Source organism: Mycobacterium sp. NGS41 (assembly GCF_059812725.1).
Genome location: NZ_JCALDF010000009.1, coordinates 130836 through 157137, shown reverse-complemented (window position 1 = coordinate 157137; position 26302 = coordinate 130836). Strand labels below are relative to the sequence as shown.

Sequence of the window (26302 nt, the reverse complement as noted above, 5' to 3'; positions counted from 1 at the left end):
CACGCGCCAAATCGCAACGCGGCCCCGGTGAGCCCAAGTTCGCGCGGTCAGCACGTCACGACGATTTTGAACGTGGCGGTTGCCGGTTCACTCGGTTTGTCGGTCTGGTAGCCGTTGGCGGTGCCGCTAATGACGAATTTGTCGCCAGTCATGCTTATGTCGGCGTCACTGCCGCCACCGCGGGAGTACATGCCGCTGAACCCACCAAGGTTCTGGATGTGCACGGACACGGCTATCGCGGGTTGCGCATCCTCGTCGATGACGACCTTCGCTCCGGCAAAATCGCTGCCGATGTCGATCATCCGAGTCCACTCCCTCTGACCGCACTTCACGGTGTGGAACTTGCGATCGTTGCCGTTCACGGTCACTGATGCGGTGCTAGCGAGCTGGGTTGGTGGCCGCGACGTGCATGCCCCAAGCAGGGCAACGGTGAGGGTCGCAGCGACGGCCACGATTGGCTTCCGCACCGAGTCACCTCCATCCTGCTAGGAAAGTTTTTGGACCTGCAGCGATGATGTTATTCTCGCGAAAAGAGAATGCCAATACCGGGATTCTTGTCGAGGAGCGACAAAGCATGGTGGACCTGGAGATCGACGGTCTCGTTCCGGGGTTGGCGGTGCTGACCATCGATCGCCCCCACGCGCGCAACGCCATCGCGCCGGACACCATGGCACAGCTGGAGAAAGCGCTCGACGCGGCGGCCGGCGCCGAAGCGCTGGTGATCAAGGGGGCCGGCGAGCACGCTTTCGTATCCGGCGGTGACCTCAAGGAGTTGAGCGCGCTGCGGACCGAAGAAGACGCCGCAGCGATGGCACGGCGGATGCGGTCCATCTGCGACCAGCTGGCAGACTTCCCCGCGCCCGTCATCGCCGCACTAAACGGCCACGCGTTCGGTGGCGGCGCGGAAGTCGCTGTCGCCGCCGACATCAGGGTGGCGGCCGACGACATCAAGATTGCCTTCAACCAAGTGCAGTTGGAGATCATGCCTGCCTGGGGCGGAGCCGAGCGACTGGCCGCCCTGGTCGGAAATAGCAAGGCGCTGCTGTTAGCCGGTTCGGGAACCGCCCTCAGCGCGTATGACGCCGAGCGGATCGGTCTGGTGGATCTGGTGTTGCCGCGCGACGTCTTCGACTCCCCTGACCAGGGATGGCGCGCCATCGCGACGTCGTTGGCCCGCCGCCCGGCGACGGAGATAAAGCGGGTAATCCGGGGAGTTTCGGCTGACGAGGCGATAGCATCCTTTGCACGGCTATGGGTTGCCGACCCACACTGGCAGGCCGCAGAACGGGTCATGAACCGCAGCGCCAAATCCCGTCCGGCAGCCGGAGGAGCGTCATGATCACCAAAATGAAGACAGTGATGGGCATCGGCTCCATCGTGTCGTTGGCTTCTCTACTAGCGGCAGCGAGCGTGCCGATGGGAAGCGGACGGGCACATGCTGACCCGGTCATGCATCACGTCAAGTACACAGTCAGCGCGCAGAAGCCGATCTACGCCAATATCTACTACCTGGATCATGAGCCGGCTATCTTTGCTGACTACAGCCACAACCCTTACTCGTTCACCCCGAACGTCAACATCGACATCGCGCCGGGCAAACCGTGGACCTATGAGCTGGACCTGTCAAAACCCGACGTGTACGCGATGGTCGTGGCGAATACGGGCACGGAACCCGGGGCACCCAACCTTCATTGCGAGTTGGCGGTAGACGGAGCCGTCGTCGTATCCAAAGACGGCCCCAAAGGCGTGCTTTGCTCGCTGCGGAACTGGTGAACCACCCAGGCCGGCGGGGCGCCCGCAATGGGCTTGGGCTCGCCTTCCAATCGGCGCAGGTAACCTTCGACCAACTCCACGGTTTCGGCGTGGCCGCTAGACATGCCGATCGCCTGCTCGAGCACCAGGAACCGCGACAAGCTGGTCATCAGCACGGTCCAGACGACCGGCGGCACGTCCTCGTATTCCGCGCCGTAGCGCTGCAATGCGGCCGCTACCGCCGTCCGCTGTTCCTCGCGGAAGCGTTCCGCGTAGTAAGCGATTTCGGCTCGCATCTCCTTGCGATGATTGGCCAGCGCCATGAACTCCATGGAAATTCGGGTGAACGAAGGATCGGTGCCGAATCTCCACAGTGCCCACAAGGGCTGCGGCGAACGCAACGCTTGCGCCTGCACCTGAAGACCTTCTTCGGCGCGGCGGCGGAAGACCTCGAGAAACAGCTCATCCATGGTGCGGAAGTAGTAGTGCACGAGTTGGGGTTTCAGCCCCGCCTGGCCGGCGAGCCGACGCGATGTGACGGCGGCGTAGCCCTCCTCGAGCATCAGCTGCTCGGCCGCATCGAGGAGCAGGGCGCGATTCTTCGCGTCCGGCGCCCCGATCCTGCGGGCTCCGGAAGAAGATGTCATGCCATTACTCCGTACTCTCTGCGCTCCGGTGCCGACCACAGGGATCGTATCGTGGCCCGGCCGTGCGACCTTGACCACGACATTACCGCCATGCTAAGCAGGTGCTCAGCACATTTCTCGATCTCGACATCGGGCGGCGATACCGCTTGCCGCCGAACACCACCGGTAAACCCAGCCCAGGGAGACACAACCCGATGAGTGACTACGCCTCGATCGACTTCTTCACCGATCAGTCTCTGGTCCCCGATCCGCACCCGTACTTCGATTACCTGCGCAGCCAAAATCCGGTGCTGCGCCTGCCGCACTACGGGGTAGTCGCCGTCACCGGCTACGAAGAGGCCACCGAGGTCTACAAGGACCCCGACACGTTCTCGAACATCGTCTGCCTCGGCGGGCCATTTCCTCCACTGCCTTTCCAGCCCGAGGGTGACGACATCAGCGCACAGATCGACGAGCACCGCAGCTCCTTTCCGATGTTCGAGCACATGGTCACCATGGATCCACCGGACCACACCAAGGCCCGATCGGTGCTGAGCAAGCTGCTGACGCCGAGCCGGCTGAAGCAGAACGAGGAGTTCATGTGGCGCCTCGCCGACCGTCAGCTCGACGAGTTCCTGCACAACGGTGAGTGCGAATTCATCGCCGAATACTCCAAGCCGTTTGCCACGTTGGTGATTGCCGACCTGCTAGGGGTTCCCGAGGAAGACCACAAGGAGTTTCGCTTTGTCCTGGGCGCCGACAAACCCGGGCGGGTCGGTGCACTTGACCACGAGTCGGTCGGCGTCAACCCGCTGGAGTGGCTCGACGACAAGTTCTGTAACTACATCGAGGACCGGCGGCGCCAGCCGCGCGGCGACGTGCTGACCTTCCTGGCTGAAGCGAAGTACCCGGACGGATCCACACCCGAGGTCATCGACGTGGTCCGCTCGGCGACGTTCCTCTTCGCGGCCGGCCAGGAAACCACCGCCAAGCTGCTCAGCGGCGCACTTCAGGTAATCGGCGACCGACCGGACATCCAGCAACAGCTGCGGGACGACCGCAGCCTGATCCCGAACTTCATCGAGGAATCGCTGCGGATGCAAAGCCCCGTCAAGAGCGACTCACGGCTGGCCCGCAAGGCCGCCCGCATCGGCGGTGTCGACATCCCCGCGGGCACCGTGGTGATGATTCTGCCCGGAGCCGCCAATCGCGACCCGCGCCGGTTCGAGAACCCGCACGAGTTCGACATCAACCGAAAGAACGTGCGCGAACACATGGCCTTCGCCCGCGGGGTGCACTCCTGCCCCGGCGGACCGCTCGCCCGCGTTGAAGGCCGTGTCTCGATCGAGCGCCTGCTGGATCGGATGCCGCACATCGAAATCAATGAAGCCCACCACGGGCCTGCCGCGGAGCGTCGTTACACGTACGAGCCGACATATATCTTGCGGGGTTTGAGCGAACTGCATCTGACGTTCACGACCGCCGACTCGGTCGCACCCGTGGCCTGAATCAGATTGTCATGCCGACGAAGTAGCAGCCGAGCAGGCTTGCCGCGATCAGGATGACCCAGGCGTCGGTCAGCCGACACAGCAGGACCGGAGCCTGCCGCACTTCCATAAACTCTCGAAAGATGATGCGCACCTTGATGACTGCGATCACGATGACGCTCGAGGTAACCAGGGCGTTGGCCCGCATCGAGCCATCGGCGGAGTGGTCTATCCAGAGATAGGCCAGCGTGAGCGTGGCCAGCACTGCCCAAACCACCAGCAGCCTCTTGTTGAACTTGATCACCGATCACCTCACCACGTACAGCAACGCGAAGATGAGCACCCAGAGGAAGTCGACGGTGTGCCAGTAGGTGGCGCACGTTTCAATGTTCTCCTGCGATCGGCGCGCCGGACTACGAAGTTGGTAGACGGCGATGCCGAGCACGACGAAGCCGATCAGCAGGTGCACAAAGTGGATGCCGGTGAGAAAGAAGTAGTAGGTGAAGAAGTCGTTGCTGTCGAAGCCATTTCCCATGCCTACCAGCCGGGCCCACTCAAACACCTTGAAGAACAGGAAGACTGCAGCTAAGGCGGCCGTGATGTACACGTCCCTCAGCGCCGCCCGGTAGGCGCCGGCGCGGGACGACTGAACACACCGGGCCACCGACCAGGAGCTCAGCAGCAGCACAAGCGTGTTGAAAACCCCGATACGTAGGTCCAGGTGCGCCTGGGAGTGCAGGAATAGCTCGGGGCTTCGGGCGCGATAGAAGAGATAAAAGCCGAAATACCCGGTGAAGACCAGTGTTTCGAACAGCACGAACACCCACATGTCCGGCTGGCCCGGTACCGCCCTGGCGCGTTTGTTCGTCTCGGCGAGGTCGGTCATGACTCAGCCGCCTGCTTCCGTCGGTCGGGCAGGGGTCCGGTGCCGAAGTCTTCGCGGCGGATCATCTGAAAGAGCATGACGATGAAAGTGACTTGGTAGACGCCGAACACGACCATGTCCAGCCACCAAGCGATCTGACCATTCCAGGCCAACACACCGCGCCGGAAGATCCAGCAGGGTGCCACGACCACCTCGGTGAGCGCGTTGCACAGGTTGAGATAGCCGAACCACTTTGGAAACACCCGATTCTTGTCGAGCAGAATCGCGAGCATCCAGATCAGCGAGCCGATCAGGAACACTCCCATGGTTCCGTCGAAGGACAAGAACGCGAAGTCATAGAGCCAACCGATCGCATCGGGGTCGCGCTCAGGTCGCAGCGTCCCGACGATCAGCGCAATACAGAGCAGGTACAGGCCGGGAACTGCGCTGAGCGAGTAGATGATCAGATACGAATAGCCGAACGCGCAGCTGACGGACATGCGTCGCATCGAATACGCGATGAGCGCATTGTTGATCGCGTTCATGCCGCCGATGGCGAAAATGATGCCGAGCCCGACCGGTATCCCGAGGTGGCGTTCGGAGAACCAATGGACCTGCGTCGCAAGATCCCAGGTGGGTTGCGGCGGGGGCTGAACCTGCGCCACGACGAAGAACACCGGGAAGAAGAGGTTGTAGAAGACGACGAGCGTCCACCAAGCCAGCCACAGCTCGCGCTTGGGGTTGTGCCGACAGTGCCAGACAATCCGATGGTGCAGCGGGCCCGCGGGCGGCGTGGCCGAGGACGCCGGCGTCGCGATCACCGCGCTCATGCGTTGACCAGTTCTTCTCCGCGTCCGGGCTGCTCGGCGCGCTCGCGACAGACGGCCTGTCGCAACACGACGCCCATCACAACGATCCAGACCGCAATGGCGACGTTTTTCACCCAGAAGGACAGCAAGCCGTCCCACGCCAGCGGACCGGTCAACGCCACGCCGACAAAGGCCGCGGGGACCAGCGCGGCCGCTACGAGAAGGTTGAAGTGGGCCACCCAACGGCTGAATATCGGACGCGGCTGGTCGTCGAAATAGATTGCCAGGGCGAGGATCACGCTTTGCCCGATCAGATAGGGGACCAGAATGGTGAAGGTGATCCAGGCGAAATCGTTGAGCAACTGGGTCAGGTCCGGGCTCCGTTCGGGACGGAAGGCGGCCAGCAACCAGCAGACGTTGGCGATGAGGAAAAGGGTAGGACCGCCGGCGGCGCACCCCAGCATGGCGTAGGAGAAGATCGGCGTCCGATGCGCCATGCGGCGGATCTGCAGCACGATCAGCGCCAGGATCGGGACGAGGCACACGCCGAACCAGTTGAACACGATCATGCTGTACCGGATCTGGGGAAGATGGGCAGGGTCACGATAGAACGCGGCGACCTGTTCTGCGGGCATTGTGGGTGACATCGGCGGATTGAAGCCGGGAAAAAGGAAGAAGGAGGCGATCCATAGGATCAGCGCCACCGGCAACGTCCAGAGCAGGATCACCTCGCCGTCGATCCGCCGCGACGCGGTTCGCGCAGAGTGGTGACCGCCTTCATCGTTTTCGCCGACGTCGGACATCGGTACTCCTTCCCCGCACGAAATCGCAGCCAAAACTTGGCTAGTGAGCGAAGCTAGCCGATCGGCTAGCCATGGTCAATAGCGTCGTCTACTCTCGGTGCGTGGGAACAGCACGGCAGCCGGTCACCGATCGGCGATTCTGGCTGATCGCGCATAGCGCGGCCCGGACGCGGGTCCTCGACGCTGCGTTGGACCTGTTCGCCACACACGGCGTCAGCGGTACGTCGCTGCAGATGATCGCTGATGCCGTCGGTATAACGAAAGCTGCTGTCTACCATCAATTCCGGACTAAAGAGCAGATCGTCATCGCCGTAACCGAGCGCGAACTCGGCCGGCTCGAGCCGGCGCTCGAGGAGGCCGAAGCATACGACGACGGGCCTCAGGCGCGAGATGCCTTGTTGGTGAGCGTGATTGAGATGGCCATTCGTGACCGCCGGCTGGTGCGCACCCTGCAATTCGATCCGGTCGTGGTTCGGTTGCTGGCCGAACACAAGCCGTTTCAACTTTTCATGGACCGTCTTTACCAAGTGCTACTGAGCGATGCGGGTCTGGACGGGCGGATCGAGGCAGCCATGTTCTCGGGCGCGCTCAGCACCGCGGTCATGCATCCCCTGGTCGCCGACATCGACGACGACACGTTGCTTGAACGGGTCACCGATTTAAGTCGGCGTCTTCTCGGTCTGCCTCGAAAATTCCCCGACTGAAAACGATGCGACTACGTGTCGGCGCGGACCCAGGTCATAATGCCGTCGTGGGCGATACAGATCAGGAACAGACCGTCGGGCGCCTGCGCGACGTAGTTCTGGTAGTTCGGGCAGTCGGCGTTTTCGTCCTTGACCCCCGCCATTGGTGGTGAGCGGAACCATCGGGGCTGGTATTTCCTCGGCGATCCGCAGAACATCAGCCGCCCGGGCTGCGAGGCGGGGGGAACGGTGCTGTCGTCGACGCCGAAGGCGTAGTAGGTGGTGTTGTCACACGGCGCTCCGAGGACCTGGTGCGGCATGATGCCCGGGGTGCAGGCAGGGTAGTCGCAGACGGTGGGCCCGGCGAAGGACGGCGGCGCCGCCAGGGCACCAGCGCCGAGCAACGCGGCGAACAGGGCCACGATTAACCGCACGCGATTACTTTGCCACACCTGAAAAGAAAATTCTCCTAGCTGGAAAAGATGGATTGTGGATCATTCTGACTTCCCCGCCACGCGCAGCCCGCTCCATACCTTGCCCGCGTCAACGCCCTTCCCCGCGCGGCTGGTTGGCCAAAAAACACTGCACTCGGGTAGCGGCATCGTTTGGCGCGACTCCCATCGCCACTAATCTCTGAACGATTGTGGCAGAGGGAACACCACCATCGAAATCGTGCGTGATCACATGAACGCTCGGAAACCAATATTCTGCATTTACCCCCGGCGGCGGCGGCTTCGTGTCGCCGCCTACGCAACGAACGTAACCATCGATGCCAGTGTCAGCGTGAGCAGACGGCGCCCCCATCAGCATGCCCGAGGCGATGGGCAAGACGGCGATGGCCATGCCGACCGCCGCAGTAACTCGCTGACCGCTGCGGAAATTGGGGATCTGCATCGCAATCTTCTCCCGAAACGTCATGTAGCCACGTCGCACATGCTCGCTTCACGCTACTCGTTTTCAAACGGACCCACTAGCGATTGCCTCAGCACAACCACCGTCTGCGCAAACCACCCGAACGCTACTTCGCCCCCTGACAAGAAGACATTTCCGCACGTAAGAGCCGCGCGGCAGCTGCCCGATGGCGGCATTGAGCCCAGGCCCAAGTGATAAGCTGCTTGGCTGTGCACGATCCGGAGGGGCCCGACGCCGACGGTTGTGGTGACCCGACGGATGTAACCGATCCCGCCGAACCGCAGTCGCGCTCAGGGGTCGACGCCGGCGCTGTAGCGCCCGCGTCGGATACGGGTGCAGAAGACGAGGTTGCCATGGCGGAAGCGCGCGCCGAGGCGGCTCGGGCACGCCTCGCACGGCTGCGCCGGGCGGCAGAAACCGGGGACGCGGGCGAGGACGCCGAGTCCCGAGATGCCGAGCAGCGCCCGGCAAAGCCGGCTCGGGCACGGCGACAGTGGCTGCGCCGTCCCGGGAGGCCGCGGTGGCTCCGCCGCCCAGGGCGAAAAACAATAGCTGCCGGCGTCGGCATCGTGCTCGTCTCCACTTCTCTCGCCGCGAGCGGCTACATGCTGTGGCAGCACCACACCGCGGTGCATAAACGCCAGCTCGCCGCCGAGTTCAGTGCAGCCGCCCGACAAGGGATCACGGCACTCATGTCGATTGACCCCGATCATGCCAAGGAGGATGTCCAGCGCACGATCGATGCCTCCACGGGCGACCAAAAGAACCAGCTATCTGTGCTGTCGACCCTGATAGTCAAGAAGGCCGAGGACACGAAGGTCGGCATCAAGGTCACCATCGAAGCCGTCGCCGTCCAATCGCTGAGCGACAATTCGGGAGTCGTGCTTGTGGCGGCGAAAACCGTTCCCACTGGGCCGGATAACGACAAGCCGCCACCGGCCTTGTTTCGGCTCAGCGTCAAAATGGATCGCGACGGCGGCCAGCTCAAGATGTCGAAGGTTGATTTCCTGCCATGACTGTCGAACATGGCTCGTCGCTGGACGCCACCGAAAAAGCGATTGACGGCGTGGAGACTTCACCCGCCGACGAGGACGGGAGGCCACCCGCTAGCGAGGGACCGGCACGCTTGCGCCGGCTGGCAGCGATTCGGCGCCGCGCCCATCGGTATTTGGCGAGGTGGCGTTCGATCGTCGCGACAACGTTGGTTATTGCCGCCGTGGGAGTCGCTGCCGGCGTGTACTTCATCCTGTACCGGCGGGATCAGCAGGTCGACGAAGCGGCTGCGCACCGGGCAATCCAGGCGGCGTCAGATGGTGCCGTGGCGGTGTTGTCGTATTCCTACGACCATTTAAACCGCGATTTCAACCACGCGAAACCACATCTCACCGGCGACTTTCTGGTCTATTACAGCAAATTCACCGACGCTGTCATCGCGCCGACGGCGCAGCAGGGACAACTGACGGCGACCGCCAAGGTGATTCAGGCGGCAGTCTCGGAATTGCATCCCGATTCGGCCGTTGTGCTGGTTTTCGTCGACCAGACCACGGCGAGCGTGCAAAAGAAAGATCCCGAGAAGACGCAGAGCAGCGTCCTGGTCACGCTGAGAAAAGTCAACGGTTCCTGGCTGATCGCGAAATTTGACCCGTCCGGATGAGCGCGGTAGATCTTGTCCTAACCGTTACCTGGCGGGCCGAAGCGGTGTAACGTCATCGCTCGAGAACGCCGCACCCGACGGCGAAAAGGTGCCATAGGCACTCTCGGATTACGCGCTTCGAGGAGCACCTGATGCGTTCAGTCAAAACACTCACCACCGCAACGCTGTTGGCTGCCACGGTATTCGGCGGTTTGAGCACTGCATCCACAGCCCAGGCAATAACCAAGGAAGACGTGGCCCTCAACGGGACTTTCCGCGCCACGTCCATCGGCGATTATGCCCAGACAAATGATCAGTACTTTGGCGAGCCAACGGTCTATCAAGTATGGACCATCAATTCGTCGTGCGTATCAACCCAGGAATGCCACGGCACGGTGACGAGCGACCGGGGCTGGAGCGCGCCCATCTACATGCTTGATGGGGAGATGTGGAAGATCAAACGCGAAGTGCCGAACTGGGAGCGGTGCGAGGACGGTACCGCGTTCACCGGACAGCAGACCTACTTTTTCTACCCGGTGAACGACAATGGTGGACATCAAATCGGGTCGCGGGTTTTCGCGGGCAAGGACAAGACGGTTGGCCCAACCGGTGCCTGCGGGCAAAACCAATGGCTTGATATCACGATGCCGTTGCGCCTGGACCAGCTCTCCTGACCGGGCGGTCGTAAGCTTCTCGTAGCCTTGTGCCCGCGCCTTCGGGCCGCTTCGCGGCCCGCATCGTCTCAGGCCGGAATTCAGATGGGAAGCATGTCCTTCCACGTCTTGGGCGCTTTCGGGGCAACGAGATCCGACTGCTGGTACAACTTCCCGTCCGGACCGACATAACGACCGGTGCGCTGATCGTACTTTGCCACCACGACCGAGGGCGCGGGCTTAGATGCGTTGGCCCCGAACGAGCTTGGCGCAGCTTGGGGCTGTCCACCATGGACGACCTGATCCGGTGGAGCCGGGGCGGCGGGTGGAGGCGGCAGTGTTGGTGCGGCGGGTGGCGCGGGCAGTTCCCCCGGTAACGGCACGTCGAGTGGCGCTATGGGTGGAAGGTCGGCCGACATCGGCGACACGGGCGCCAGCGTGGGTCCCGACGACGGCACCGGCGGAACAGCCGCTCCAACCGTGCCCGGTGGCGGGTTTTCTCCCCGCGGCCCCGCGGGTGTGCCGCGCGGCACCGCCCCCGGCGGCAGCGGCGTTCCCTCGACTGGGCCGAAGATTCTGTCGTTAACGGTAATTCGGTCATCAGGCGGGACGCCCTGGGAGAGCAGGTTCGGATCCAGTGGATAGGGACCGAGGGTGTGCTGGCGCATAGCCAACGGCATATACGGCTTATCGCTGTTGCAGATTTCGACTGTCGGCGCGCGCTTACCCGGGTGACCCATGCAAGGATAGTTGCGGGCTCCGCGAACCGAAATCGGCGAATCCTGCGGCAGTTTGCAATACAACCCGTCCGGTGTGTCGATGTCGCTCAGGTCGTCAGGGGATCGCCAGGTGTTGGGTGGCATGAAGCCCACCGTGCAAATAGGCGGATCGTCGACCGTAGCTGCGAAGTCGCCGTAAGCCCTACCGTCGGGATGGTTTTCGCCCTGCGCGGCCTGCTCGGCAGCAACCCCCGACGGTAGCAACACCAGCAGCTGCTCTATCGAGGCGTGGTACGTGACGCCGATCTGTCCGATGGTGGTCAGGTTGGCAAGCAATACCGGCAGCGTGGGTTTGATTTGTTCGAGAAGCCGGGACGCTTCGTTCGCTGTGTCAGGGCCGTTCTGCAGTATGGTGCGGAAGTGAGAATCGTTGTTCACCAGCACATCCGAAATCCCGGCTAAGCTACGTGCCCACGTTCTGATCGAATCGGCGGTGCGTGCCTGGGTATCCAATAACGGCCCGGTGTCTTCGGTGAGGGCTCGGGTGCGATCGACGACACTGTTGGCGTCGCGGGACAGCGTCTGAGAGGAATCAATCAGTGACCCCAGGTCATAACCGGCACCGTTGAAGCCCTGGAAGGTCTCGTCGAGGAGTTGGCCGAGCTTGGTCTTCGGGATGCTGTTGACCAAGGCACTGACCTGATCGAGCATCGGCCCGACCGGCTGCGGAAGGTCCTTGTCGCGCACGCGGATGGTCGACCCGTCGTGCAGGCAAGGGCACGAATCGGTGCTGGGCTGCAAGTCCACGTACTGTTCACCGACCGCGGAGACACTGAGCACCTTGGCTGTCAGGTCCGCGGGGACCTTGGGTGAAGTATCAAGCGACAGCGTCGCTTTCGCGCCCGTCGCCGTCAAAGCCACCGAGGTGACCTTACCGAGCTGAACCCCACGGTAGGTCACATTGGAAAACCGGTACAGGCCGCCGGTAGCCGGTAGCTCCAGCGTCACCGTCATCCGGCCGATGCCCAGCAGGGTCGGCGCTTGGATGTAGAAGATGACCATCGCGATCACGCCAATGGTCCCGACGACCGTGAAAATCGCAAGCTGGATACGAACGAAGCGGGTCAGCATCTATCCACCCGCTCCCGTCGGAGGCGCCGCTGCGGGCGGCGGCGCTTGACCAAGACCCGCAGCCGGTGACGGTGCCTCACCCGGGGGAGGCCCGGGCAGTGGACCGTAAGCCGATGGGGGTCCGGGCAGCGGGCCGGCACCCGGCGGAGGTGGGGGCAGCGGCAACGCGTTGGGATCGACCCACGGTGGCCTCAGGGGGTTATGCAACGGATCGAGTGTGTAATTCATCCGATACGGGTCCCCGGGCACCGGCGGCACGGGCATATCCAGCTGCCCCCAGTGGGTTCCCAGCATCAATCCCTTCTTGAGCCGTGGAATCGTGAGATCGAAATCGAAATGCAGGTTGAAGTAGTCGCCTCGAACCGCTCGGTCGACGAAGTTCTGGGTGAACGGGAACACGAACGACGCCGCGACGGCCGCGCCGAACTCCGGTCCGACATCGGCGAGCGCTTTGATGGTCGGCTCCAGGTTTTTGAGGTTCTTGACCAAGTCGCCTTGAGCGTCGTTGACCAGCCGGGTGGCGGTATTGCTGAACACGCGAAGATGATCCAGGGCGGCCGTCAGACGGGGCCGCTCCTTGATCAACACCTCAAGCGCCGGCGGTATCTTGCGCAGCGCGTCGGTCAAGACGTCGCGTTGGTCGGCGAAGGTGGCCGACAGCCGATTCAGCGCCTGGATGGAGGCGACGATGTTGTCCCGCTGGTCGTCCAGTGTCCCGACGAACGTGTCGAGGCGAGTTATCAGATCCCGCACCGCGCCCTCGCGCCCGGACAGGGCAGCGGAGAAATTGTGGATGACCTCCCCGATCTGTCCCAGTCCCCCCCCGTTGACGACCGCTCCCAGCGACGACAGAGTTTGTTCGGTCGACGGGTAGGCCGATGTGCACTGATGGGTGGGCGGTGGGCAGTTGGGGCTTTTCAGCGGGATGGTGGCGCCCGGCTGCAGCCGTCCGCTTCCCGACTGGCCGGGCGGCGTATTGAGCTCCACATGCATCGACCCCAGCAGGCTGGTCTGACCGACGGTGGCTACCACGTTGGCCGGGACGACAACATCGCGCTTTACCGAGATCTCGACGTCGGCGTGCCAGCCTTGCACCTTCATCGCGCGGACACTGCCGACGACGACGTCGTTGATCATCACCGGCGAATTCGACTCCATCGTGCCGACATTCAAGAGCTCGACGTGGTAGACGTTGGCCCCCGGCCCACGTCCGACCGCGCCGGGCAATGGTAGTGAATTCAGACCGTGAAACGCGCATCCCGTCGCCGTCAACACCACGCAACCGCCGATGGCGAACACCCGCCGGGCGAAGCCTGATGGCCCGGCTTCTCCTCGGGCCGAGCGCCCGCATCGTCGCAGGGCCGCAACCCGGGCGATCATGGTTGTGGCCCTTCGGCCGGCAGCAGCATGCCTGACACATCCGGCGCCGCCGGTGGTGGTGGCGGTTCCATCGGTGTCGACGGCGGGGGCGGCAGCGGCATCGCCGCACCGGGTATCCGCGCGGGTGGCTCCGCCCCCGGCGGTCCGATGGGATCACCGGGCAGGCCGGTGTAGGCCGACACCGCGGGCGGGATCTCGGGTGGTCCGGGTTTCGGGCCCTCGCCGCCGGGCGCCAGGCGCGGTTCGGTGTAGAGAATCCTGGACGGGTCGATCGACTTGGCTATGAGCGGGTTCAGGGGAAGTGGTGAGTTGTTGAAGTTGGTCTGCCGCAATCCGGGACCGATGAATAGGGAGCACAGCTTGCCCGATTCGACCGCGGTGATGTTCTCTATGGCGCCGATTTGCGTGCAGCCCGGAACGCCCAGCAGAACCTGGCCGCCCCATGTGGGATTCGCCATATTCATGAGCCCGAATCCTCCCACGATGGTTCCGGTGTCGGCGTTGTAGTCGTTGAAGAAGTTGCCGAACGCGTTCGGCGCACCGTGCAGAATGTTTTCCAGGGCCATGTGGTGATCGACCAGGTTCTGCGTGACATCGGCCAACCTTGCGATCTGCTCGCTGGTCTGGTTGCGCGTCCCGGCGATGAATCGCTGCACCTCGCCGACCGCGGTCGACAGATCGGTCAGCGCCGCGTCCAGCTCGGATTTGCTGTCGTTGACCACGCTGGTGAGCGTGGCGAGCCGGTCGTTGAACTGCACGATCTGCACATTGCTGTCGCGCAGTGCGCCGACGAAGGTCTGCAAGTTCTTGATGATATCGACAATGTTGCCGCTGCCGTTGGCGAGGATCCGGCCCACGCCTGACAATTGGCCGAGTGTCTGCCGCAGCTTGTCGCCGTTGCCGCCGTCGAGTGCATTGGCGGCGCTGTCGATGAACCGGCCCACCGACGTGCCCGATACACCACTCTTGGGTCCCAAATCCGTTGCCAGCCGCATCAACTGGGTTTTGACCTCGTCCCACTCGACCGGTACCGCCGTCCGTTCGACCGGTATAACCGCCCCGTCGCGCATGACCGGCCCACTGTCCCGATAGGCCGGTGAGAGCTGGACATAGCGGGCAGACACCAGATTCGAGGCGACGACAACGGCCTTCGCGTCCGCCGGAATGGGCACGCTGTGGTCGACCTTGAGGGTCATCTTGGCCTGCGTGCCCTGCGGCTGAATGGATTTGATGGTGCCGACTTTGACACCTGAGACCCGCACCTCGTCACCAGAGTAGATCGCGGTGGCGGTGGTGAAATAGGCGGTAATCGTCTTCTGCCCGAAGACCGTATTACGGACGACCACGGCGGCGCCGGCAACGATGAGCCCGACCAGGACAACCGCCGTCACGGCCGCCAGCCGCGTGCGCGGAATCCGGGCGATCCGGGAAGTCACTGTGATCCTCCGATCCGTCCGCCCAACGTGCAGCCAGGGCACTGTGGAATCAAGTTGTACGGCCAAGGGGTCAGCGCCCGAGGTACCGGCGATGGGAAGCCGGGGCCCTTAGAAGTATCGAAGGTGCGGAATCCCCACAGGTAGTCGAACAACTCCTGAAAGAGTTGCGGGACAAGGAAGTTCGGGGCGAACGCCTGGTAGGCGTACATACCGGAGATGGCCTCACCGACCGTGATCTGGAATTTGGCGAGACCCGGCAGCGCCTTGCCGATGTTGTCGCGATTCTTCTCCAGCACCGCGGTCACCCGATTCAGCCGCTCCAGCGTCGGCGCCAACGTGCTTTCGTTCTCGTGCACCAACATCGTCAGCTGCTTGGCCACCACCGACGTGTTGGCCAGTAGGTCCACGATCTCTTGTCGCCGCGCCACCAGCACTTGCAGCAGAGAATCGGAGTTGAGGATGAGCTTGTTGACCTGCATGCTGCGCTCGGAAAGCACAGCGGTGACGTCGCCGGCACTCTTGAACAGCTCGCCCAGGTTCTTGTTGCGGCTGTTGAGGGAACGTGATAACCGCGTGATTGCGTCGAAAGCCGGCCCCATCTGGGGCGCGATCTGGTCGAGCGTCGCCGACAGCGTGTCCAACGACTGGTTCAGCGCCATGGTGTTGGTGCCCGCGGTGTCCGTCGTCAGGTCGCTGACCGCTTCCGTCAGCGAGTAAGGCGAAGACGTGCGCGAGACGGGAATGAGAGAGTTTGGATGCATCGTGCCGCTGCCGGCGGACTCCACCGTCAGCATCCGCTCACCTAGGAGCGTGCCGGTGCGGATGTGCGCGGTCGTCTCCGACCCGAGCTGGATGTTGCTCTTCATCGCGAACGTCACCAGCGCATCGCCGTGGCGCAGCTTCACATCCGACACCGTGCCGACCTTCAACCCCGACACCGTCACGGGGTTGCCCGTCGCAAGGCCGCCGGCTTCCGTGAACAGCGCCTGGTACCTGACCATGGTCGCCCACGAGACGAACCGGTCGGGCGACAGGCCTACCAGGATGATCATGACGATCAGGGCAACGCCGAGGAATCCGGCTTTGACGAGCCCAAATCCGCGATATTTGAGCATTAGGGTTCCGTGCACCTTCCCGCATCTGACCTGTAGATATTGGCGCGCACGGTCTTGCCATTGAGATCCGTACCGCGGAGCCCGAACTGGCAGAGGTAGTACGGAACGGTGGCGCCGTTCACGCCGAGTCGGACCAGCTTGCGGTAGTTCTTCGGCGCCTTGGCGATTGCCGTGTCAAGGCGGTCCCTATCGCCATCGAGTATCGGCGCCAGCCGATTCAACTGAGCTATGGTGCCGGACAGCGGCGGGCGGGCCTCGGCCAGCAGATCCGCCAGCGAGGCGGTTCCCTTGTCCAGGGCGTCAATGGCGGACCCGATCGTGTCGCGGTCATTCGACAGGCCGCTGACAAGCTGCTCGAGGCGATCGATCGCGCCGGAGAACTGTTTGCCATCCTTGGCAACCGTGCCGATCACGATGTTGAGGTTGTCGATCAGTTGCTGCACGGTTTGATCGTTGTCGGCCAAGGCGTTGGAAAACGACGTCGTCTTGGCGAACAGCGAGTCGAGAGTCGCGCCCCGACCCTGAAAGACCTGCAACAAGCCCGACGTCAGGGCGTTGACGTCGCGCGCATTCAGGCCCTGGGTAACGGGTTTGAGTCCGCCAAGCAGCAGATCGAGGTCAAGCGCCGGCGCGGTGCGGTTGACCGGAATCTGACCCCCGGCCGGCAGGCGCTTGGTCGAGCCCGGGCCATCGACGAGTTCGAGGTAGCGATCGCCCACCAGGTTGAGGTAGCGGACCGCTGCCCTGGTGCCCTCGGTGAGGACGATGTTGCGGTCGGCGTCGAACTTCACCACTACTTTTTTGTCCGGCCGCAGCGAAACGCTGTCGACTGTGCCCACCCGGACCCCGGCGACCCGCACCGACTGCCCCGGCTTGAGACGCGACACGTCGGTGAACACCGCCGAATACCCGGTCGTCGCACCCGTCCGGTACTGGCCGAAGATGAAGAACAGGAAGGCGCTCAGGATGGTCATCACCACCGCGAAGATCGCGAATTTGATTAGTGTGGCGCGCGCTCTCATCCGGGTTGTCCGATCTGAGCGGAGTTGCGTGGTGGGCCGGCGATCGGCCCGTACAACAGCTGCTTGAGGAGATCGGAGTTGAGCAATAGCTGTGGATTCCCGAAGTTCACGGGGTTCGCGCCGGTATCGGCGATCAGCTGCGGCGGGTTCGTATTGAACGGCAGCCGCGGCAGACCCACACACCGCGGGCCGCCCGTCGCCGCGACCTTGGGCAGGTTCGTCGGATACCGGTAGCGTTCGGCGCCCCACGTGAGGCTCGCCGAGATGTTGATGCTCGGTTCCGACAACGGCGCACCATGCGATATGTTTATCAACCCGCCTAAACCGCAGGTGAGCGCCGGGCCGTACTCATTGGTCAGATCGGTGGTCGGCACCAGCAGATGCAACACATTCGTCAGCGGTTGGCGGTTTGTCGACAACACGTCGTTGCCGATATCGGCCAAGCCGATCGCGCTGATCAGCAATGCATCCAGGTTGTGCTGCTCATCGGCAAGCGTCTTGCTGATCCGGGTCGCATTGGCCGCAGTCCTCACAAGGTTCGGTGCCGCGTCGGCATAGGCATTGGACACCGCCGGCAAGACCGCAAGGTCATGCCTGAGTGCGGGAAGGCTCGGCTCCAGCCTGGCCAGAAACGAATCCAAGTCGCTCAGCGATTGACCAAGCTGCGGGCCCCGCCCGCTGAACGCCTTTGCCAGCGCCCCCAATGATTCGTTGAGCTTCGGCGGATCGATCTGCGCCAGAACCGACACCAATTGCTGGAACACGGTGTTGATTTCGACCATGACGTGTTGGCCCTGCAGCGTCTGGCCACCGTGCAGCCGCGCTGCCGAGGGCGGCTCGGCGGGATTAGGCACCAGCTCGACGGACTTCGCGCCGAATACCGTCGATGACGCGATTTCGACGTGCACGTTGGCGGGAATGTATCGCAACTGCGACGGGTCCATCGCCAAATGAATGGCGGCGTCGCCGTTCGGCAGCGATGTGATCTCGGCGACCTTGCCCACCTGCACGCCGCGCATCTTGACCTTGGCGTCCGCATTCATCACCAGGCCGGCTCGTTGCGCAATCACGGTCACTGGCACGGATTCGGTGAAGGAGCCGCGAAACAGCCCTATCGATACGGCGAAAATGCCGAAAATGACGACGAGTGTGAACAGGCCGAGCAGAGGTGGCAGGTAGTTCCGTCCAGCCGGCGGCCGGGCATGACCGGCGCGCGGGAGTCGACCCGCGACCGCGCCGCGACCCGCTGGCACGTTCTGCGTCACTGCCGTCCCACCTCCTCTGCTAGCCGGACAGGTTGAAGTTGCCGTTGGTGCCGTAAATGGCCAGTGAAACCAGCAGGATCACCGACACGACCACAATCAGCGATGTCCGCACCGCGTTACCGGTCGCGACGCCCACACCCGCAGGTCCGCCCAACGCAAAGTAGCCGTAGTAGGTATGGATCAACAAGATGGTGATCGCCATCGCGACCGCTTGCAAAAACGACCACAACAAGTCGATCGGGTTGAGGAAGGTCGTGAAGTAGTGGTTGTACAAACCGCTTGATTGACCGAAGAGAACCGTCGTGATGAATTGGCTGGCGAGAAACGACAGGACAACGGCGATGCTGTACAACGGCGTGATCGCCATCATTCCCGCAATGATCCTGGTGCTGACGAGATACGAGATCGGCCGAATCGCCATGGACTCCAGCGCATCGATTTCTTCGTTGATTCGCATGGCGCCCAGTTGTGCCGTCACACCGGCCCCGAAGGTGGCAGCCAAACCAATGCCGGCGACGATCGGCGCCGCGATCCGGACGTTGATGAAGGCAGCCAGGAATCCGGTCAGCGCCTCGATGCCGATATTGCCCAGCGAGCTGTAGCCCTGGACCGCCAGCGTGCCACCCGCGGCCAGCGTCATGAAGCCAACGATCGCGAGCGTCCCACCGATCATCGCCAAAGTCCCGGCACCCATGCTGATTTCGGCGATCAGACGGATGATCTCCCGCCCGTAGTGGGTGACGGCGAACGGTATCCCGCCGATCGCCCTACCGTAGAACAGCGTGTGATCGCCGATTCGGCCAAGTGCGCCGACCGGCTTTTCGAGTTGTCGCGTCAGTCGTGGATAGACGGGTCGCAGTGCCACAGCGTGTGTTCAACCCTCCTTCGGGCTACTTGGCTGACATTCGGATGCCGATGGCGGTGACCACCACATTGACGACCATGAGAGACATGAACGCGAACACCACCGTTTCGTTGACGGCATTGCCGACCGCCTTGGCGCCTCCGCCGGAAACCGTCAGTCCGCGATAACACGCGACCAATCCGGCGATCAGACCGAAAAGTGCCGCCTTGACGCACGAAATGACAACCTCGGGGATGCCGGTCAGCAAAGTGATGCCCGCCGCGAACGCGCCCGGATTAACGTCTTGGACGAACACCGAAAAGATGTATCCGCCCACGATGCCGATGATGACGACCAGGCTGTTCAGTAGCAAAGCCACCAGGCCCGCGGCCAGCATGCGCGGCGTCACCAGGCGCTGAACGGGGTTGATACCCAATACTTCCATCGCATCGATCTCTTCGCGGATTGTTCGCGAACCCAAGTCCGCGCACATCGCCGTCGCGCCGGCGCCCGCCACGATCAACACGGTCACCAGCGGGCCGACCTGGGTGACCGCGCCGAATGCGGCGCCCGCACCGGACAGGTCAGCGGCGCCCAGTTCCCGCAACAAGATGTTGAGGGTAAAGCTGACCAGCACGGTGAACGGAATCGCCACCAACAACGTGGGCACGAGCGCGACACGCGCAACAAACCACGACTGCTCTAAGAATTCACGCCACTGAAAGGGCCGGCGGAACACGAACTTGATCGCGTCCGCCGACATCGCGAACAGGCCCCCGACCGCCTGCATGGGCTTGGCGCCACGCCCCAACGAGATCCCGGAGGACCACCGTTCTGCGCCTGTGGTCCTACTCGCCATGGGTTCGAGGCCGTTCCGGGCTGGCGACGACGATCTTCCTCACGCCGGCCCCTCCATTCTGTCGCGTGAGTTGGCGCCCCCAGGGAATGCTCGTGATGCTGGCCGGCCAAGCCGCGACTCCTTGAGGCATCCGGCCATTGTGACCCATGCCACCCCCAAGGGGGGCAAAAACCGCACAACCGTTATCGAACACATCGCAGGCAGCTCCTAGGTGACGGCGCCGGCCGTCTTGAGTTCGATGATGCGGTCCCAATCGAGTCCAAGCTCCATCAGGATGTCGTCGGTCTGCTCGGCGAATCCCGGAGCGGGGCTGGTCTGCGGAGCGGTGACATCGAACTGGACCGGGTTGGCGACCAGGTCGAGTTCGCCTGCGCGCACCACGTATTCGTTGGCCCGGATCTGGGCGTCGTCGACAGCCTGCAGAGTGTCCTGCACCGGCGCCCACGGTCCGGCGAGTGTCGCAAAGCGTTCGCTCCACTCGGCAAGGGTGCGGGTCGCGATGACCTTGGTCAAGATCTCAACTGCGTCGGCCGTGTTGGCGGCGATGGTCTCCGCGGTCGCGAAGCGCGAATCGTCGATCAACTCCGGACATTCGATGTGCCTGCACACGTCGGCCCAGAACTTGGTGGGCTGCATCATCACAAAGGAGATGTAGCGTTCATCGGCCGTCGCGTAGACGCCTACCAAGGGGTTGACGGGCGACCCGTGTATGCCGGGTGGTGGCGCTTCCAGGCGCTGACCTAGATGCTTCGTCAACGCCACCGTGTGTCCCAGCGACCACAGCCCGCTGCCCAGCAGCGACACATCGACCACGGACGGTTCGCCGGTGCGCTCACGCTTCAGCAACGCGGCCGCGATGCCGCCGGCGAGGTTGGTTCCGGAGATGGTGTCGCCGTATGCCGGTCCAGGAGGCGCGATCATGCCCGGCATCCCCATCGGGGTGATGGTGGCCGCGGTTCCGGCCCGGCACCAGAAGGCGGTCATGTCATAGCCGCCCTTGACGGCCTCTGCGCCGCGGGGACCGAGCGCGCTGCCCCGGGCGTAGATGATCTTCGGATTCACCGCCCGAATGTCGTCGACGTCGATGCCGAACTTCTGGCGTGCGTCGGGCAGGAAGCTGGTCAGGAACACATCGGACCGGCGGGCCAACTCATACAGCACCTCTTTGCCCTGCGCCACCGACATGTCCAGTCCGATGCTGCGCTTGCCGCGGTTGGCGTGCTCGATGTTGGGATTGAGGTCGCCTTCGACATGCAACATCCCGGTCTGCCGAAGTCCGCGTTGCGGGTCGCCGCTCACCGCGTGCTCGACCTTGACCACATCGGCGCCCCATTCGGACAGCACCGCGCCCGCCGACGGGACGAACCCGTACATGGCGACTTCCAGGACGCGGATGCCCTCCAGGGGTTTCATGCGCAGGCTCCGATAACCGGGACCGTTTCGCAGGTCGCCGCAGTCGGAACTCTGTCGGCAGGTGGCGCATCCGCGATGGTCAAGCCCGCGTACCGCGATGCCATTCGGTCCCCTGCCGTAGTACCGATAATTTCATTCTCGTTCCCGGCGAATCTTACATTCGACTCTCGAGAATTCAAGAAATTCTCAGGAAGGTGCCCGTCTTGTGGCCTGCATCCTAATCTGACATATGTAGAGCTGACGGGTCTCTTCGGTGCAGGCTGCGCGGGGTTTCACGGTCACCTTGCAAGCCGCTCCGGCGGGAGAGTAAGGTTCTCATAATTGTAAGGGCGGTTCTTTCTAGCGGAGACGCTAGCGGTTGCAGCAGAGGTTCGGTATCAAAGACGTGAAAACCGCACTAGTCACCGGAGGCGGATCCGGCATCGGTCAGGCCGTCGCGCGGCGCCTGCGCGCCGACGGTCTCGACGTGGCCACCGTCGACCTCAGGCCGTCCGACGACGACCTTGCTTTCACCGCCGACGTAACCGACCGTTCCCAAGTGGATGCTGCCTTGTCGGCCATTCATGACCGGCTGGGGCCGGTCGCCGTGCTGGTCAACGCCGCGGGCTTGGACGGCTTCAAACGGTTCGATCAGCTCACCTTCCAGGACTGGCAACGCGTAATCGACGTCAACCTCAACGGCGTCTTCCACATGATCCAAGCGGTGCTGCCCGACATGGTGGAGGCCGGTTGGGGACGCATCGTCAACATCTCGTCGTCGAGCACGCATTCCGGTGTCCCCTACATGTCGCACTATGTGGCGGCCAAGTCGGCGGTCAACGGGCTCACCAAATCGCTGGCACTTGAATACGGGCCCAGCGGCATCACCGTCAACGCGGTGCCGCCGGGGTTCATCGATACCCCGATGCTGCGGAACGCGGAGGCACAGGGGTTGCTCGGCGACGTCGAGCAGAACATCGCCAAGACTCCGGTGCGGCGGATCGGCAAGCCCGAAGACATCGCCGCGGCGTGCGCCTTTCTGGTGTCCGAGGAGGCCGGCTACATCACCGGCCAGATCTTGGGCGTCAACGGCGGCCGCAACACTTGAGCACTTCGTAGCCACAGCCCACGCGAACATAGGAGACACCGTGAAGGTCTGGGTTGATCCAGAACGCTGTCAGGGCCACACCCTCTGTTCGATGATCGCTCCGGATTCATTCCAGCTGAGCGACATCGACGGCAGTTCGTCGGCGATCAACGAAGAGGTGCCGCCAGATCAGCAGGACCAGGTACGTGAAGCCGCACAGTCATGCCCCGAACAGGCCATCCTCATCACTGGCGAAACATAAAGGGAGACAGCACGTTGAGTGTGGACGACGTCGTCAGGGACAGTGACAGCGATCGCAAGAAGAACCGCTATCACTTCGATCGGCATGACGCCGAGTACCGATCGCGGTTCAAGGCGATCACCGAAGAGATGCACGCCAAATGCCCGATGGCATGGACCGACACCTACGGCGGGCACTGGGTCGCCGCCGGCAGTAACGAGGTTTTCGAGCTCGCCCGTTGTCCCGTGGTCTCCAACGACCATGACATCCACGGCGAACGCCGTGGCTACAAAGGTATTTCGATCCCGACGGCCCGCCGCGTCAACGTCGTCCGGGGCGGCATCCTGGAAATGGATGATCCCGAACACCGCACCTATCGAACCGTGCTGAATCCGTACCTGTCGCCGGCCGCCGTCAAGCGCTGGGAGCCGTTCATCGACGACATCACGCGCGCCTGCCTCGACGAGAAGATAGAGCAAGGCCACATCGACTTCGTCGACGATCTGGCCAATATCGTGCCCGCCGTGCTGACCCTGGCGATGCTGGGCATCCCGCTGAAGAAGTGGAACATGTACAGCGAGCCGGTGCACGCTGCGGTCTACACCCCGGAACACTCCCCCGACATCGAACGCGTCACCGCGATGCACCGTGAGATGGGGCTCGACATGGTCAACAACATGATCGAGATCCGCGAGAATCCGCGACCCGGCATCGTGAACGGGCTGCTTCAGATGCGGATTGACGACGAACCCGCTCCCGACCTGGAGATCCTCGGCAATCTCGGTTTGGTCATCGGCGGTGGGTTCGACACCACGACCGCGTTGACCGCCCATTCGCTGGAATGGCTGTCGGAGAACCCCGATGAGCGCGAGCATCTGCGCAGCAACCTCGATACCCTGCTCGACCCCGCGACCGAGGAGTTCCTGCGCTTCTTCACTCCAGCGCCCGGCGATGGCAGGACATTCTCCGACGATGTCGAGATCGTCGGCAACCACTTCAAAGAGGGTGAGCGGCTGTGGATTTCGTGGGCTATGGCCAATCGCGACCCTTCGGTGTTCGCCGACCCGGATAAAGTCATACTCGACCGTAAAGGTAACCGGCACTTCAGTTTTGGCATCGGCGTACACCGCTGTGTCGGATCGAATGTGGCTCGCACGGTGTTCAAGTCCATGCTGACGGCCGTTCTGGACCGGATGCCCGACTTCCATTGCGACCCCGAAGGCGCCGTCCACTACGAGAGCATCGGCGTCATCCAGGGCATGCGTAAGCTGCCGGCCACCTTCACCCCGGGACCCAAGGTCGGCGCGGGCCTCGATGACACCCTGGAAAATCTGCAGCGCATCTGCGACGAGCAAGAACTCGCCAGACCAGTTACCGAGCGAAAGGAAGCAGCAGTTATCGACTGAGCCGCTCGCGGCCCAAGTGCGGGCACCGCCCGCTTGCGCGGCGACCCGCTACGCCCTTAAAGGGCCGGTTGACTACCCCGATATTTCCAAGTAGGCCTGTTCAGAGTGGCCACTCTTTATATTCAGGCCAAGCGCGCGCCGAGATGGGAGATACAGCGGTGAAGACTTTCGCAGTGAGCCTTGCGCTCGCCACGACCGCGCTGACTGTCACGCCGACCGCCCACGCCGACATGCTGTTTGGCAACTACAGGGTGGACACAAACCGGGATCCCGGCCACAGCTGGATTTGGTCGATTAACCCGTGCACTCCTCGAGAGCCGGGTTGCGTAACCGTCCAAGGCGTTCCGCAACCCAACGGGCAAGCGGCGCCCTGGAAGGCAGACGCTCACTTGTCCAACGGCCGCTACACCGTGGCCGTTGATGTACCCGACGGTGTGCGCTGCGTGGTCCAGTTCTTTCCCTCGCATGACGTTTACTCGTGGGATGCGGCCTCACTGAGCGGTCAAGTAGTCTCCACGTTCGACACCGGCTGTGGCGGCGGACCGGGGGGCACCGATAGTTACCCGTTCTCGCTCGTGCGATGGTAGCCGAGTGAGAGGTACAGGAGTCGGTCGATCATGCCGCGACGGGTAGTAAGCACGACGGCTGAGGGGAAGAAACCGCCGCAAGATTCGGCCACCTCGAAAGCCGAAACCATGGCGTTGCTCGAGGAAGCCGAGGCCGAAGCGGCCGAAGCCGAAGCGCTGGCGGTCGCGGCGCGCGCCCGCGCTAGGGCCGCCCGGCTTCGGCGTCAAGCGCAGGCCCAAGCTGAGAAAGAGGCCGAGACCGCGGGGGCTGAGACCACCGAGGCCGAAACCGCCGAGGCCGAAACCGCCGAGGCCGAAACCGCCGAGGCCGAAACCGCCGAGGCTGAGACCACCGAGGCTGAGGCCACCGAGGCTGAGGCCACCGAGGAAGCGCCGGCCGCCGACGAGGATGCAACCGACACCACCGAGGCCGTCACCGACACCGACGAAGCGGAGACCGCGGAAGACATCTCCGACGAAACGCCCGAAGACGCAGAATCGGAATCCACGTCGGCTCGCTCTCGGCGACGCGTACCGTTGCCCTCCTTGTCCGTGGCGTGGAAAGCCGCCGTCATCCTCCTCATCTGCGTCTTCACCGGCGCCAGTGGATACATGGTGTGGCAACGTCATGAAACCACCGAGCGCAACCAGCGCGCGGCGAACTTCGTAGCGGGGGCCAGACAAGGTGTCGTCAACATGTTTTCGTTGGACTTCAACAGGGCCAAGGAGGGCGTCCAGCGGGTGATCGACAGCACGACCGGCCAGTTCAGGGACGACTTCCAGCAGCGCGCACAAGATTTCACGACCGTTGTCGAGCAGTCCAAAGTGGTCACCCAGGGAACCGTGAATGCAGCGGCCGTGCAATCCATCGATGGGAATTCCGCGTTGGTACTCGTCGCGGCGACAGAGCGGATCACCAACGCCGCGGGCGCCAAAGACGAACCACGCAGCTGGCGTCTCAAGGTGACCGTCACAAACGACGGCGGCCAATACAAGATGTCCAAGCTGGAGTTCGTTCTGTGAGCGACGACACCGGCGACATCGACACCGCCGACGACTCTTCCACGCCGTCCAAACGGAGTGGGCGTAGCGAGCCTGACGCGCGGTTCAAGCTGAAAGTCGTTCCCGTTATTCTCATTTTGCTCCTGCTGATTTCCGGTGGCGCGGCGACGTGGCTGTACTTCACGCAGTACCGGCCTGATAAACAAACCGACGCCAGTGTCCGGAGCGCGGTCATCAATGCGGCGTCCGACGGAACGGTCGCGTTGCTGTCCTACTCTCCCGATTCACTCGACAAGGACTTCGCCGCCGCAAAGTCGCACCTCTCCGGAGATTTCCTGTCGTACTACAACCAGTTCACCGAGCAGATCGTGGCTCCGGCGGCCAAACAAAAGTCGCTGAAAACCAGCGCTCGAGTGGTGGGGGCCGCAGTCACCGAATTACATCCAGATTCTGCCGTGGTGCTGGTGCTGGTCGACCAGGCCACCACAAGCAAGGACAAACCCGACCCCGCGATGGCCTCCAGCAGCGTGCTGGTGAGTTTGATCCGAGCCAACGGCACCTGGCTGATCACCAAATTCGACCCGGTCTAGCGAGTTCGACCCGAGCCGCTTTTT

The 26302-nt window shown here is 63.1% G+C and carries 30 protein-coding genes; 13 read left to right on the top strand and 17 right to left on the bottom strand.

Going from position 1 to position 26302, the window contains the following annotated elements; all coding sequences use genetic code 11:
- Positions 1 to 47: 47 nt before the first annotated feature.
- Positions 48 to 467, bottom strand: a complete 420-nt coding sequence (locus tag AC5Y21_RS11500) for a lipoprotein LpqH (RefSeq protein WP_499912316.1) — start codon at positions 465 to 467, stop codon at positions 48 to 50.
- Between the two features lie 107 nt (positions 468 to 574).
- On the opposite strand from AC5Y21_RS11500, the gene AC5Y21_RS11495 reads away from it, so the two are divergent.
- Both AC5Y21_RS11495 and AC5Y21_RS11490 read left to right on the top strand, forming a co-directional pair.
- Positions 575 to 1339 carry an enoyl-CoA hydratase/isomerase family protein gene (locus tag AC5Y21_RS11495; RefSeq protein ID WP_499912314.1) on the top strand — a complete coding sequence of 255 codons (765 nt, stop codon included), beginning with the start codon at positions 575 to 577 and terminating at the stop codon, positions 1337 to 1339.
- Positions 1336 to 1773, top strand: coding sequence for an Rv2576c family protein (locus AC5Y21_RS11490; RefSeq protein ID WP_499912313.1), 438 nt, complete (start codon positions 1336 to 1338; stop codon positions 1771 to 1773). The genes AC5Y21_RS11495 and AC5Y21_RS11490 overlap by 4 nt, the downstream gene beginning before the upstream one ends.
- Here the strand turns inward: AC5Y21_RS11490 and AC5Y21_RS11485 are convergent.
- On the bottom strand, positions 1689 to 2399 hold the full coding sequence (locus tag AC5Y21_RS11485) for a TetR/AcrR family transcriptional regulator (RefSeq protein WP_499912311.1): 711 nt from the start codon (positions 2397 to 2399) through the stop codon (positions 1689 to 1691). The genes AC5Y21_RS11490 and AC5Y21_RS11485 overlap by 85 nt on opposite strands.
- A 194-nt stretch (positions 2400 to 2593) precedes the next feature.
- On the opposite strand from AC5Y21_RS11485, the gene AC5Y21_RS11480 reads away from it, so the two are divergent.
- Complete coding sequence (locus AC5Y21_RS11480) at positions 2594 to 3886, top strand: cytochrome P450 (protein ID WP_499912394.1); 1293 nt, start codon at positions 2594 to 2596, stop codon at positions 3884 to 3886.
- Between the two features lies 1 nt (position 3887).
- Here the strand turns inward: AC5Y21_RS11480 and AC5Y21_RS11475 are convergent, their stop codons facing one another.
- Genes AC5Y21_RS11475 through AC5Y21_RS11460 form a run of 4 tightly spaced genes read right to left on the bottom strand, consistent with a single transcriptional unit; the run spans position 3888 to position 6342 of the window.
- Complete coding sequence (locus AC5Y21_RS11475; protein WP_499912392.1) at positions 3888 to 4166, bottom strand: cytochrome C oxidase subunit IV family protein; 279 nt, start codon at positions 4164 to 4166, stop codon at positions 3888 to 3890.
- A 6-nt stretch (positions 4167 to 4172) separates the two neighbouring features.
- Positions 4173 to 4751, bottom strand: coding sequence for a cytochrome c oxidase subunit 3 family protein (locus tag AC5Y21_RS11470; protein WP_499912309.1), 579 nt, complete (start codon positions 4749 to 4751; stop codon positions 4173 to 4175).
- Positions 4748 to 5560 carry a hypothetical protein gene (locus tag AC5Y21_RS11465; protein WP_499912308.1) on the bottom strand — a complete coding sequence of 271 codons (813 nt, stop codon included), beginning with the start codon at positions 5558 to 5560 and terminating at the stop codon, positions 4748 to 4750. Before AC5Y21_RS11465 ends, AC5Y21_RS11470 begins: the two co-directional genes overlap by 4 nt.
- Positions 5557 to 6342, bottom strand: coding sequence for a hypothetical protein (locus AC5Y21_RS11460; RefSeq protein WP_499912306.1), 786 nt, complete (start codon positions 6340 to 6342; stop codon positions 5557 to 5559). Before AC5Y21_RS11460 ends, AC5Y21_RS11465 begins: the two co-directional genes overlap by 4 nt.
- 101 nt (positions 6343 to 6443) lie before the next feature.
- On the opposite strand from AC5Y21_RS11460, the gene AC5Y21_RS11455 reads away from it, so the two are divergent.
- Positions 6444 to 7046, top strand: a complete 603-nt coding sequence (locus AC5Y21_RS11455; RefSeq protein WP_499912304.1) for a TetR/AcrR family transcriptional regulator — start codon at positions 6444 to 6446, stop codon at positions 7044 to 7046.
- An 11-nt stretch (positions 7047 to 7057) separates the two neighbouring features.
- Here the strand turns inward: AC5Y21_RS11455 and AC5Y21_RS11450 are convergent, their stop codons facing one another.
- Positions 7058 to 7459: a hypothetical protein gene (locus tag AC5Y21_RS11450; RefSeq protein WP_499912303.1), complete on the bottom strand. Its 402-nt coding sequence runs from the start codon at positions 7457 to 7459 to the stop codon at positions 7058 to 7060.
- A gap of 109 nt (positions 7460 to 7568) precedes the next feature.
- The gene (locus AC5Y21_RS11445; protein ID WP_499912390.1) at positions 7569 to 7868 is read right to left on the bottom strand and encodes a hypothetical protein; all 300 of its coding nucleotides are present in this window, start codon (positions 7866 to 7868) and stop codon (positions 7569 to 7571) included.
- 278 nt (positions 7869 to 8146) lie between these two features.
- On the opposite strand from AC5Y21_RS11445, the gene AC5Y21_RS11440 reads away from it, so the two are divergent.
- The 3 genes from AC5Y21_RS11440 to AC5Y21_RS11430 all read left to right on the top strand — a co-directional run bounded on the left by AC5Y21_RS11440 (position 8147) and on the right by AC5Y21_RS11430 (position 10244).
- Positions 8147 to 8953, top strand: a complete 807-nt coding sequence (locus AC5Y21_RS11440; protein ID WP_499912301.1) for an Rv1363c family protein — start codon at positions 8147 to 8149, stop codon at positions 8951 to 8953.
- Entirely contained in the window at positions 8950 to 9591 is a 642-nt protein-coding gene (locus tag AC5Y21_RS11435; RefSeq protein ID WP_499912300.1) for an Rv1363c family protein, read from the top strand. The genes AC5Y21_RS11440 and AC5Y21_RS11435 overlap by 4 nt, the downstream gene beginning before the upstream one ends.
- 131 nt (positions 9592 to 9722) lie before the next feature.
- Positions 9723 to 10244 (top strand): Rv2253/PknI dimerization domain-containing protein, encoded by a 522-nt coding sequence (locus AC5Y21_RS11430; protein ID WP_499912299.1) that lies wholly within the window; start codon positions 9723 to 9725, stop codon positions 10242 to 10244.
- Positions 10245 to 10324: 80 nt separating this feature from the next.
- Here the strand turns inward: AC5Y21_RS11430 and AC5Y21_RS11425 are convergent, their stop codons facing one another.
- From AC5Y21_RS11425 to AC5Y21_RS11385, 9 genes are all read right to left on the bottom strand, one after another.
- Positions 10325 to 12073: an MCE family protein gene (locus tag AC5Y21_RS11425; RefSeq protein ID WP_499912298.1), complete on the bottom strand. Its 1749-nt coding sequence runs from the start codon at positions 12071 to 12073 to the stop codon at positions 10325 to 10327.
- Positions 12074 to 13453 (bottom strand): MCE family protein, encoded by a 1380-nt coding sequence (locus AC5Y21_RS11420; protein WP_499912296.1) that lies wholly within the window; start codon positions 13451 to 13453, stop codon positions 12074 to 12076.
- The gene (locus AC5Y21_RS11415) at positions 13450 to 14889 is read right to left on the bottom strand and encodes an MCE family protein (protein WP_499912295.1); all 1440 of its coding nucleotides are present in this window, start codon (positions 14887 to 14889) and stop codon (positions 13450 to 13452) included. The genes AC5Y21_RS11420 and AC5Y21_RS11415 overlap by 4 nt, the downstream gene beginning before the upstream one ends.
- Positions 14886 to 16004, bottom strand: a complete 1119-nt coding sequence (locus tag AC5Y21_RS11410) for an MCE family protein (protein ID WP_499912294.1) — start codon at positions 16002 to 16004, stop codon at positions 14886 to 14888. The genes AC5Y21_RS11415 and AC5Y21_RS11410 overlap by 4 nt, the downstream gene beginning before the upstream one ends.
- Positions 16004 to 17026, bottom strand: coding sequence for an MCE family protein (locus AC5Y21_RS11405; RefSeq protein WP_499912292.1), 1023 nt, complete (start codon positions 17024 to 17026; stop codon positions 16004 to 16006). Before AC5Y21_RS11405 ends, AC5Y21_RS11410 begins: the two co-directional genes overlap by 1 nt.
- Positions 17023 to 18291 carry an MCE family protein gene (locus AC5Y21_RS11400; protein ID WP_499912290.1) on the bottom strand — a complete coding sequence of 423 codons (1269 nt, stop codon included), beginning with the start codon at positions 18289 to 18291 and terminating at the stop codon, positions 17023 to 17025. The genes AC5Y21_RS11405 and AC5Y21_RS11400 overlap by 4 nt, the downstream gene beginning before the upstream one ends.
- Positions 18292 to 18310: 19 nt before the next feature.
- Positions 18311 to 19156 carry an MlaE family ABC transporter permease gene (locus AC5Y21_RS11395; RefSeq protein WP_499912289.1) on the bottom strand — a complete coding sequence of 282 codons (846 nt, stop codon included), beginning with the start codon at positions 19154 to 19156 and terminating at the stop codon, positions 18311 to 18313.
- A gap of 25 nt (positions 19157 to 19181) precedes the next feature.
- On the bottom strand, positions 19182 to 19994 hold the full coding sequence (locus tag AC5Y21_RS11390; protein WP_499912288.1) for an MlaE family ABC transporter permease: 813 nt from the start codon (positions 19992 to 19994) through the stop codon (positions 19182 to 19184).
- 207 nt (positions 19995 to 20201) lie between these two features.
- Positions 20202 to 21407, bottom strand: coding sequence for a CaiB/BaiF CoA transferase family protein (locus tag AC5Y21_RS11385; protein ID WP_499912286.1), 1206 nt, complete (start codon positions 21405 to 21407; stop codon positions 20202 to 20204).
- Positions 21408 to 21792: 385 nt separating this feature from the next.
- Here AC5Y21_RS11385 and AC5Y21_RS11380 point away from each other — a divergent pair, with 385 nt between their 5' ends.
- The 6 genes from AC5Y21_RS11380 to AC5Y21_RS11355 all read left to right on the top strand — a co-directional run bounded on the left by AC5Y21_RS11380 (position 21793) and on the right by AC5Y21_RS11355 (position 26278).
- The gene (locus tag AC5Y21_RS11380) at positions 21793 to 22494 is read left to right on the top strand and encodes an SDR family NAD(P)-dependent oxidoreductase (protein WP_499912285.1); all 702 of its coding nucleotides are present in this window, start codon (positions 21793 to 21795) and stop codon (positions 22492 to 22494) included.
- A 40-nt stretch (positions 22495 to 22534) separates the two neighbouring features.
- A complete protein-coding gene (locus tag AC5Y21_RS11375; RefSeq protein WP_499912283.1) occupies positions 22535 to 22735 on the top strand; it encodes a ferredoxin in 201 nt (66 codons plus the stop codon).
- A 14-nt stretch (positions 22736 to 22749) separates the two neighbouring features.
- The gene (locus AC5Y21_RS11370; protein WP_499912281.1) at positions 22750 to 24120 is read left to right on the top strand and encodes a cytochrome P450; all 1371 of its coding nucleotides are present in this window, start codon (positions 22750 to 22752) and stop codon (positions 24118 to 24120) included.
- Positions 24121 to 24263: 143 nt separating this feature from the next.
- Positions 24264 to 24707, top strand: coding sequence for a hypothetical protein (locus tag AC5Y21_RS11365; RefSeq protein ID WP_499912279.1), 444 nt, complete (start codon positions 24264 to 24266; stop codon positions 24705 to 24707).
- A gap of 30 nt (positions 24708 to 24737) precedes the next feature.
- A complete protein-coding gene (locus AC5Y21_RS11360; RefSeq protein WP_499912277.1) occupies positions 24738 to 25709 on the top strand; it encodes an Rv1363c family protein in 972 nt (323 codons plus the stop codon).
- Positions 25706 to 26278 carry a hypothetical protein gene (locus tag AC5Y21_RS11355; RefSeq protein WP_499912275.1) on the top strand — a complete coding sequence of 191 codons (573 nt, stop codon included), beginning with the start codon at positions 25706 to 25708 and terminating at the stop codon, positions 26276 to 26278. Before AC5Y21_RS11360 ends, AC5Y21_RS11355 begins: the two co-directional genes overlap by 4 nt.
- Positions 26279 to 26302: the final 24 nt, after the last annotated feature.

Coding starts and splice junctions, on each gene's coding strand:
- AC5Y21_RS11495 (WP_499912314.1), top strand. CDS start 575: ATGGTGGACCTGGAGATCGACGGTCTCGTTCCGGGGTTGGCGGTGCTG.
- AC5Y21_RS11490 (WP_499912313.1), top strand. CDS start 1,336: ATGATCACCAAAATGAAGACAGTGATGGGCATCGGCTCCATCGTGTCG.
- AC5Y21_RS11485 (WP_499912311.1), bottom strand. CDS start 2,399: ATGACATCTTCTTCCGGAGCCCGCAGGATCGGGGCGCCGGACGCGAAG.
- AC5Y21_RS11480 (WP_499912394.1), top strand. CDS start 2,594: ATGAGTGACTACGCCTCGATCGACTTCTTCACCGATCAGTCTCTGGTC.
- AC5Y21_RS11470 (WP_499912309.1), bottom strand. CDS start 4,751: ATGACCGACCTCGCCGAGACGAACAAACGCGCCAGGGCGGTACCGGGC.
- AC5Y21_RS11465 (WP_499912308.1), bottom strand. CDS start 5,560: ATGAGCGCGGTGATCGCGACGCCGGCGTCCTCGGCCACGCCGCCCGCG.
- AC5Y21_RS11460 (WP_499912306.1), bottom strand. CDS start 6,342: ATGTCCGACGTCGGCGAAAACGATGAAGGCGGTCACCACTCTGCGCGA.
- AC5Y21_RS11445 (WP_499912390.1), bottom strand. CDS start 7,868: ATGGCCATCGCCGTCTTGCCCATCGCCTCGGGCATGCTGATGGGGGCG.
- AC5Y21_RS11435 (WP_499912300.1), top strand. CDS start 8,950: ATGACTGTCGAACATGGCTCGTCGCTGGACGCCACCGAAAAAGCGATT.
- AC5Y21_RS11430 (WP_499912299.1), top strand. CDS start 9,723: ATGCGTTCAGTCAAAACACTCACCACCGCAACGCTGTTGGCTGCCACG.
- AC5Y21_RS11425 (WP_499912298.1), bottom strand. CDS start 12,073: ATGCTGACCCGCTTCGTTCGTATCCAGCTTGCGATTTTCACGGTCGTC.
- AC5Y21_RS11420 (WP_499912296.1), bottom strand. CDS start 13,453: ATGATCGCCCGGGTTGCGGCCCTGCGACGATGCGGGCGCTCGGCCCGA.
- AC5Y21_RS11410 (WP_499912294.1), bottom strand. CDS start 16,004: ATGCTCAAATATCGCGGATTTGGGCTCGTCAAAGCCGGATTCCTCGGC.
- AC5Y21_RS11405 (WP_499912292.1), bottom strand. CDS start 17,026: ATGAGAGCGCGCGCCACACTAATCAAATTCGCGATCTTCGCGGTGGTG.
- AC5Y21_RS11390 (WP_499912288.1), bottom strand. CDS start 19,994: ATGGCGAGTAGGACCACAGGCGCAGAACGGTGGTCCTCCGGGATCTCG.
- AC5Y21_RS11385 (WP_499912286.1), bottom strand. CDS start 21,407: ATGAAACCCCTGGAGGGCATCCGCGTCCTGGAAGTCGCCATGTACGGG.
- AC5Y21_RS11365 (WP_499912279.1), top strand. CDS start 24,264: ATGGGAGATACAGCGGTGAAGACTTTCGCAGTGAGCCTTGCGCTCGCC.
- AC5Y21_RS11360 (WP_499912277.1), top strand. CDS start 24,738: ATGCCGCGACGGGTAGTAAGCACGACGGCTGAGGGGAAGAAACCGCCG.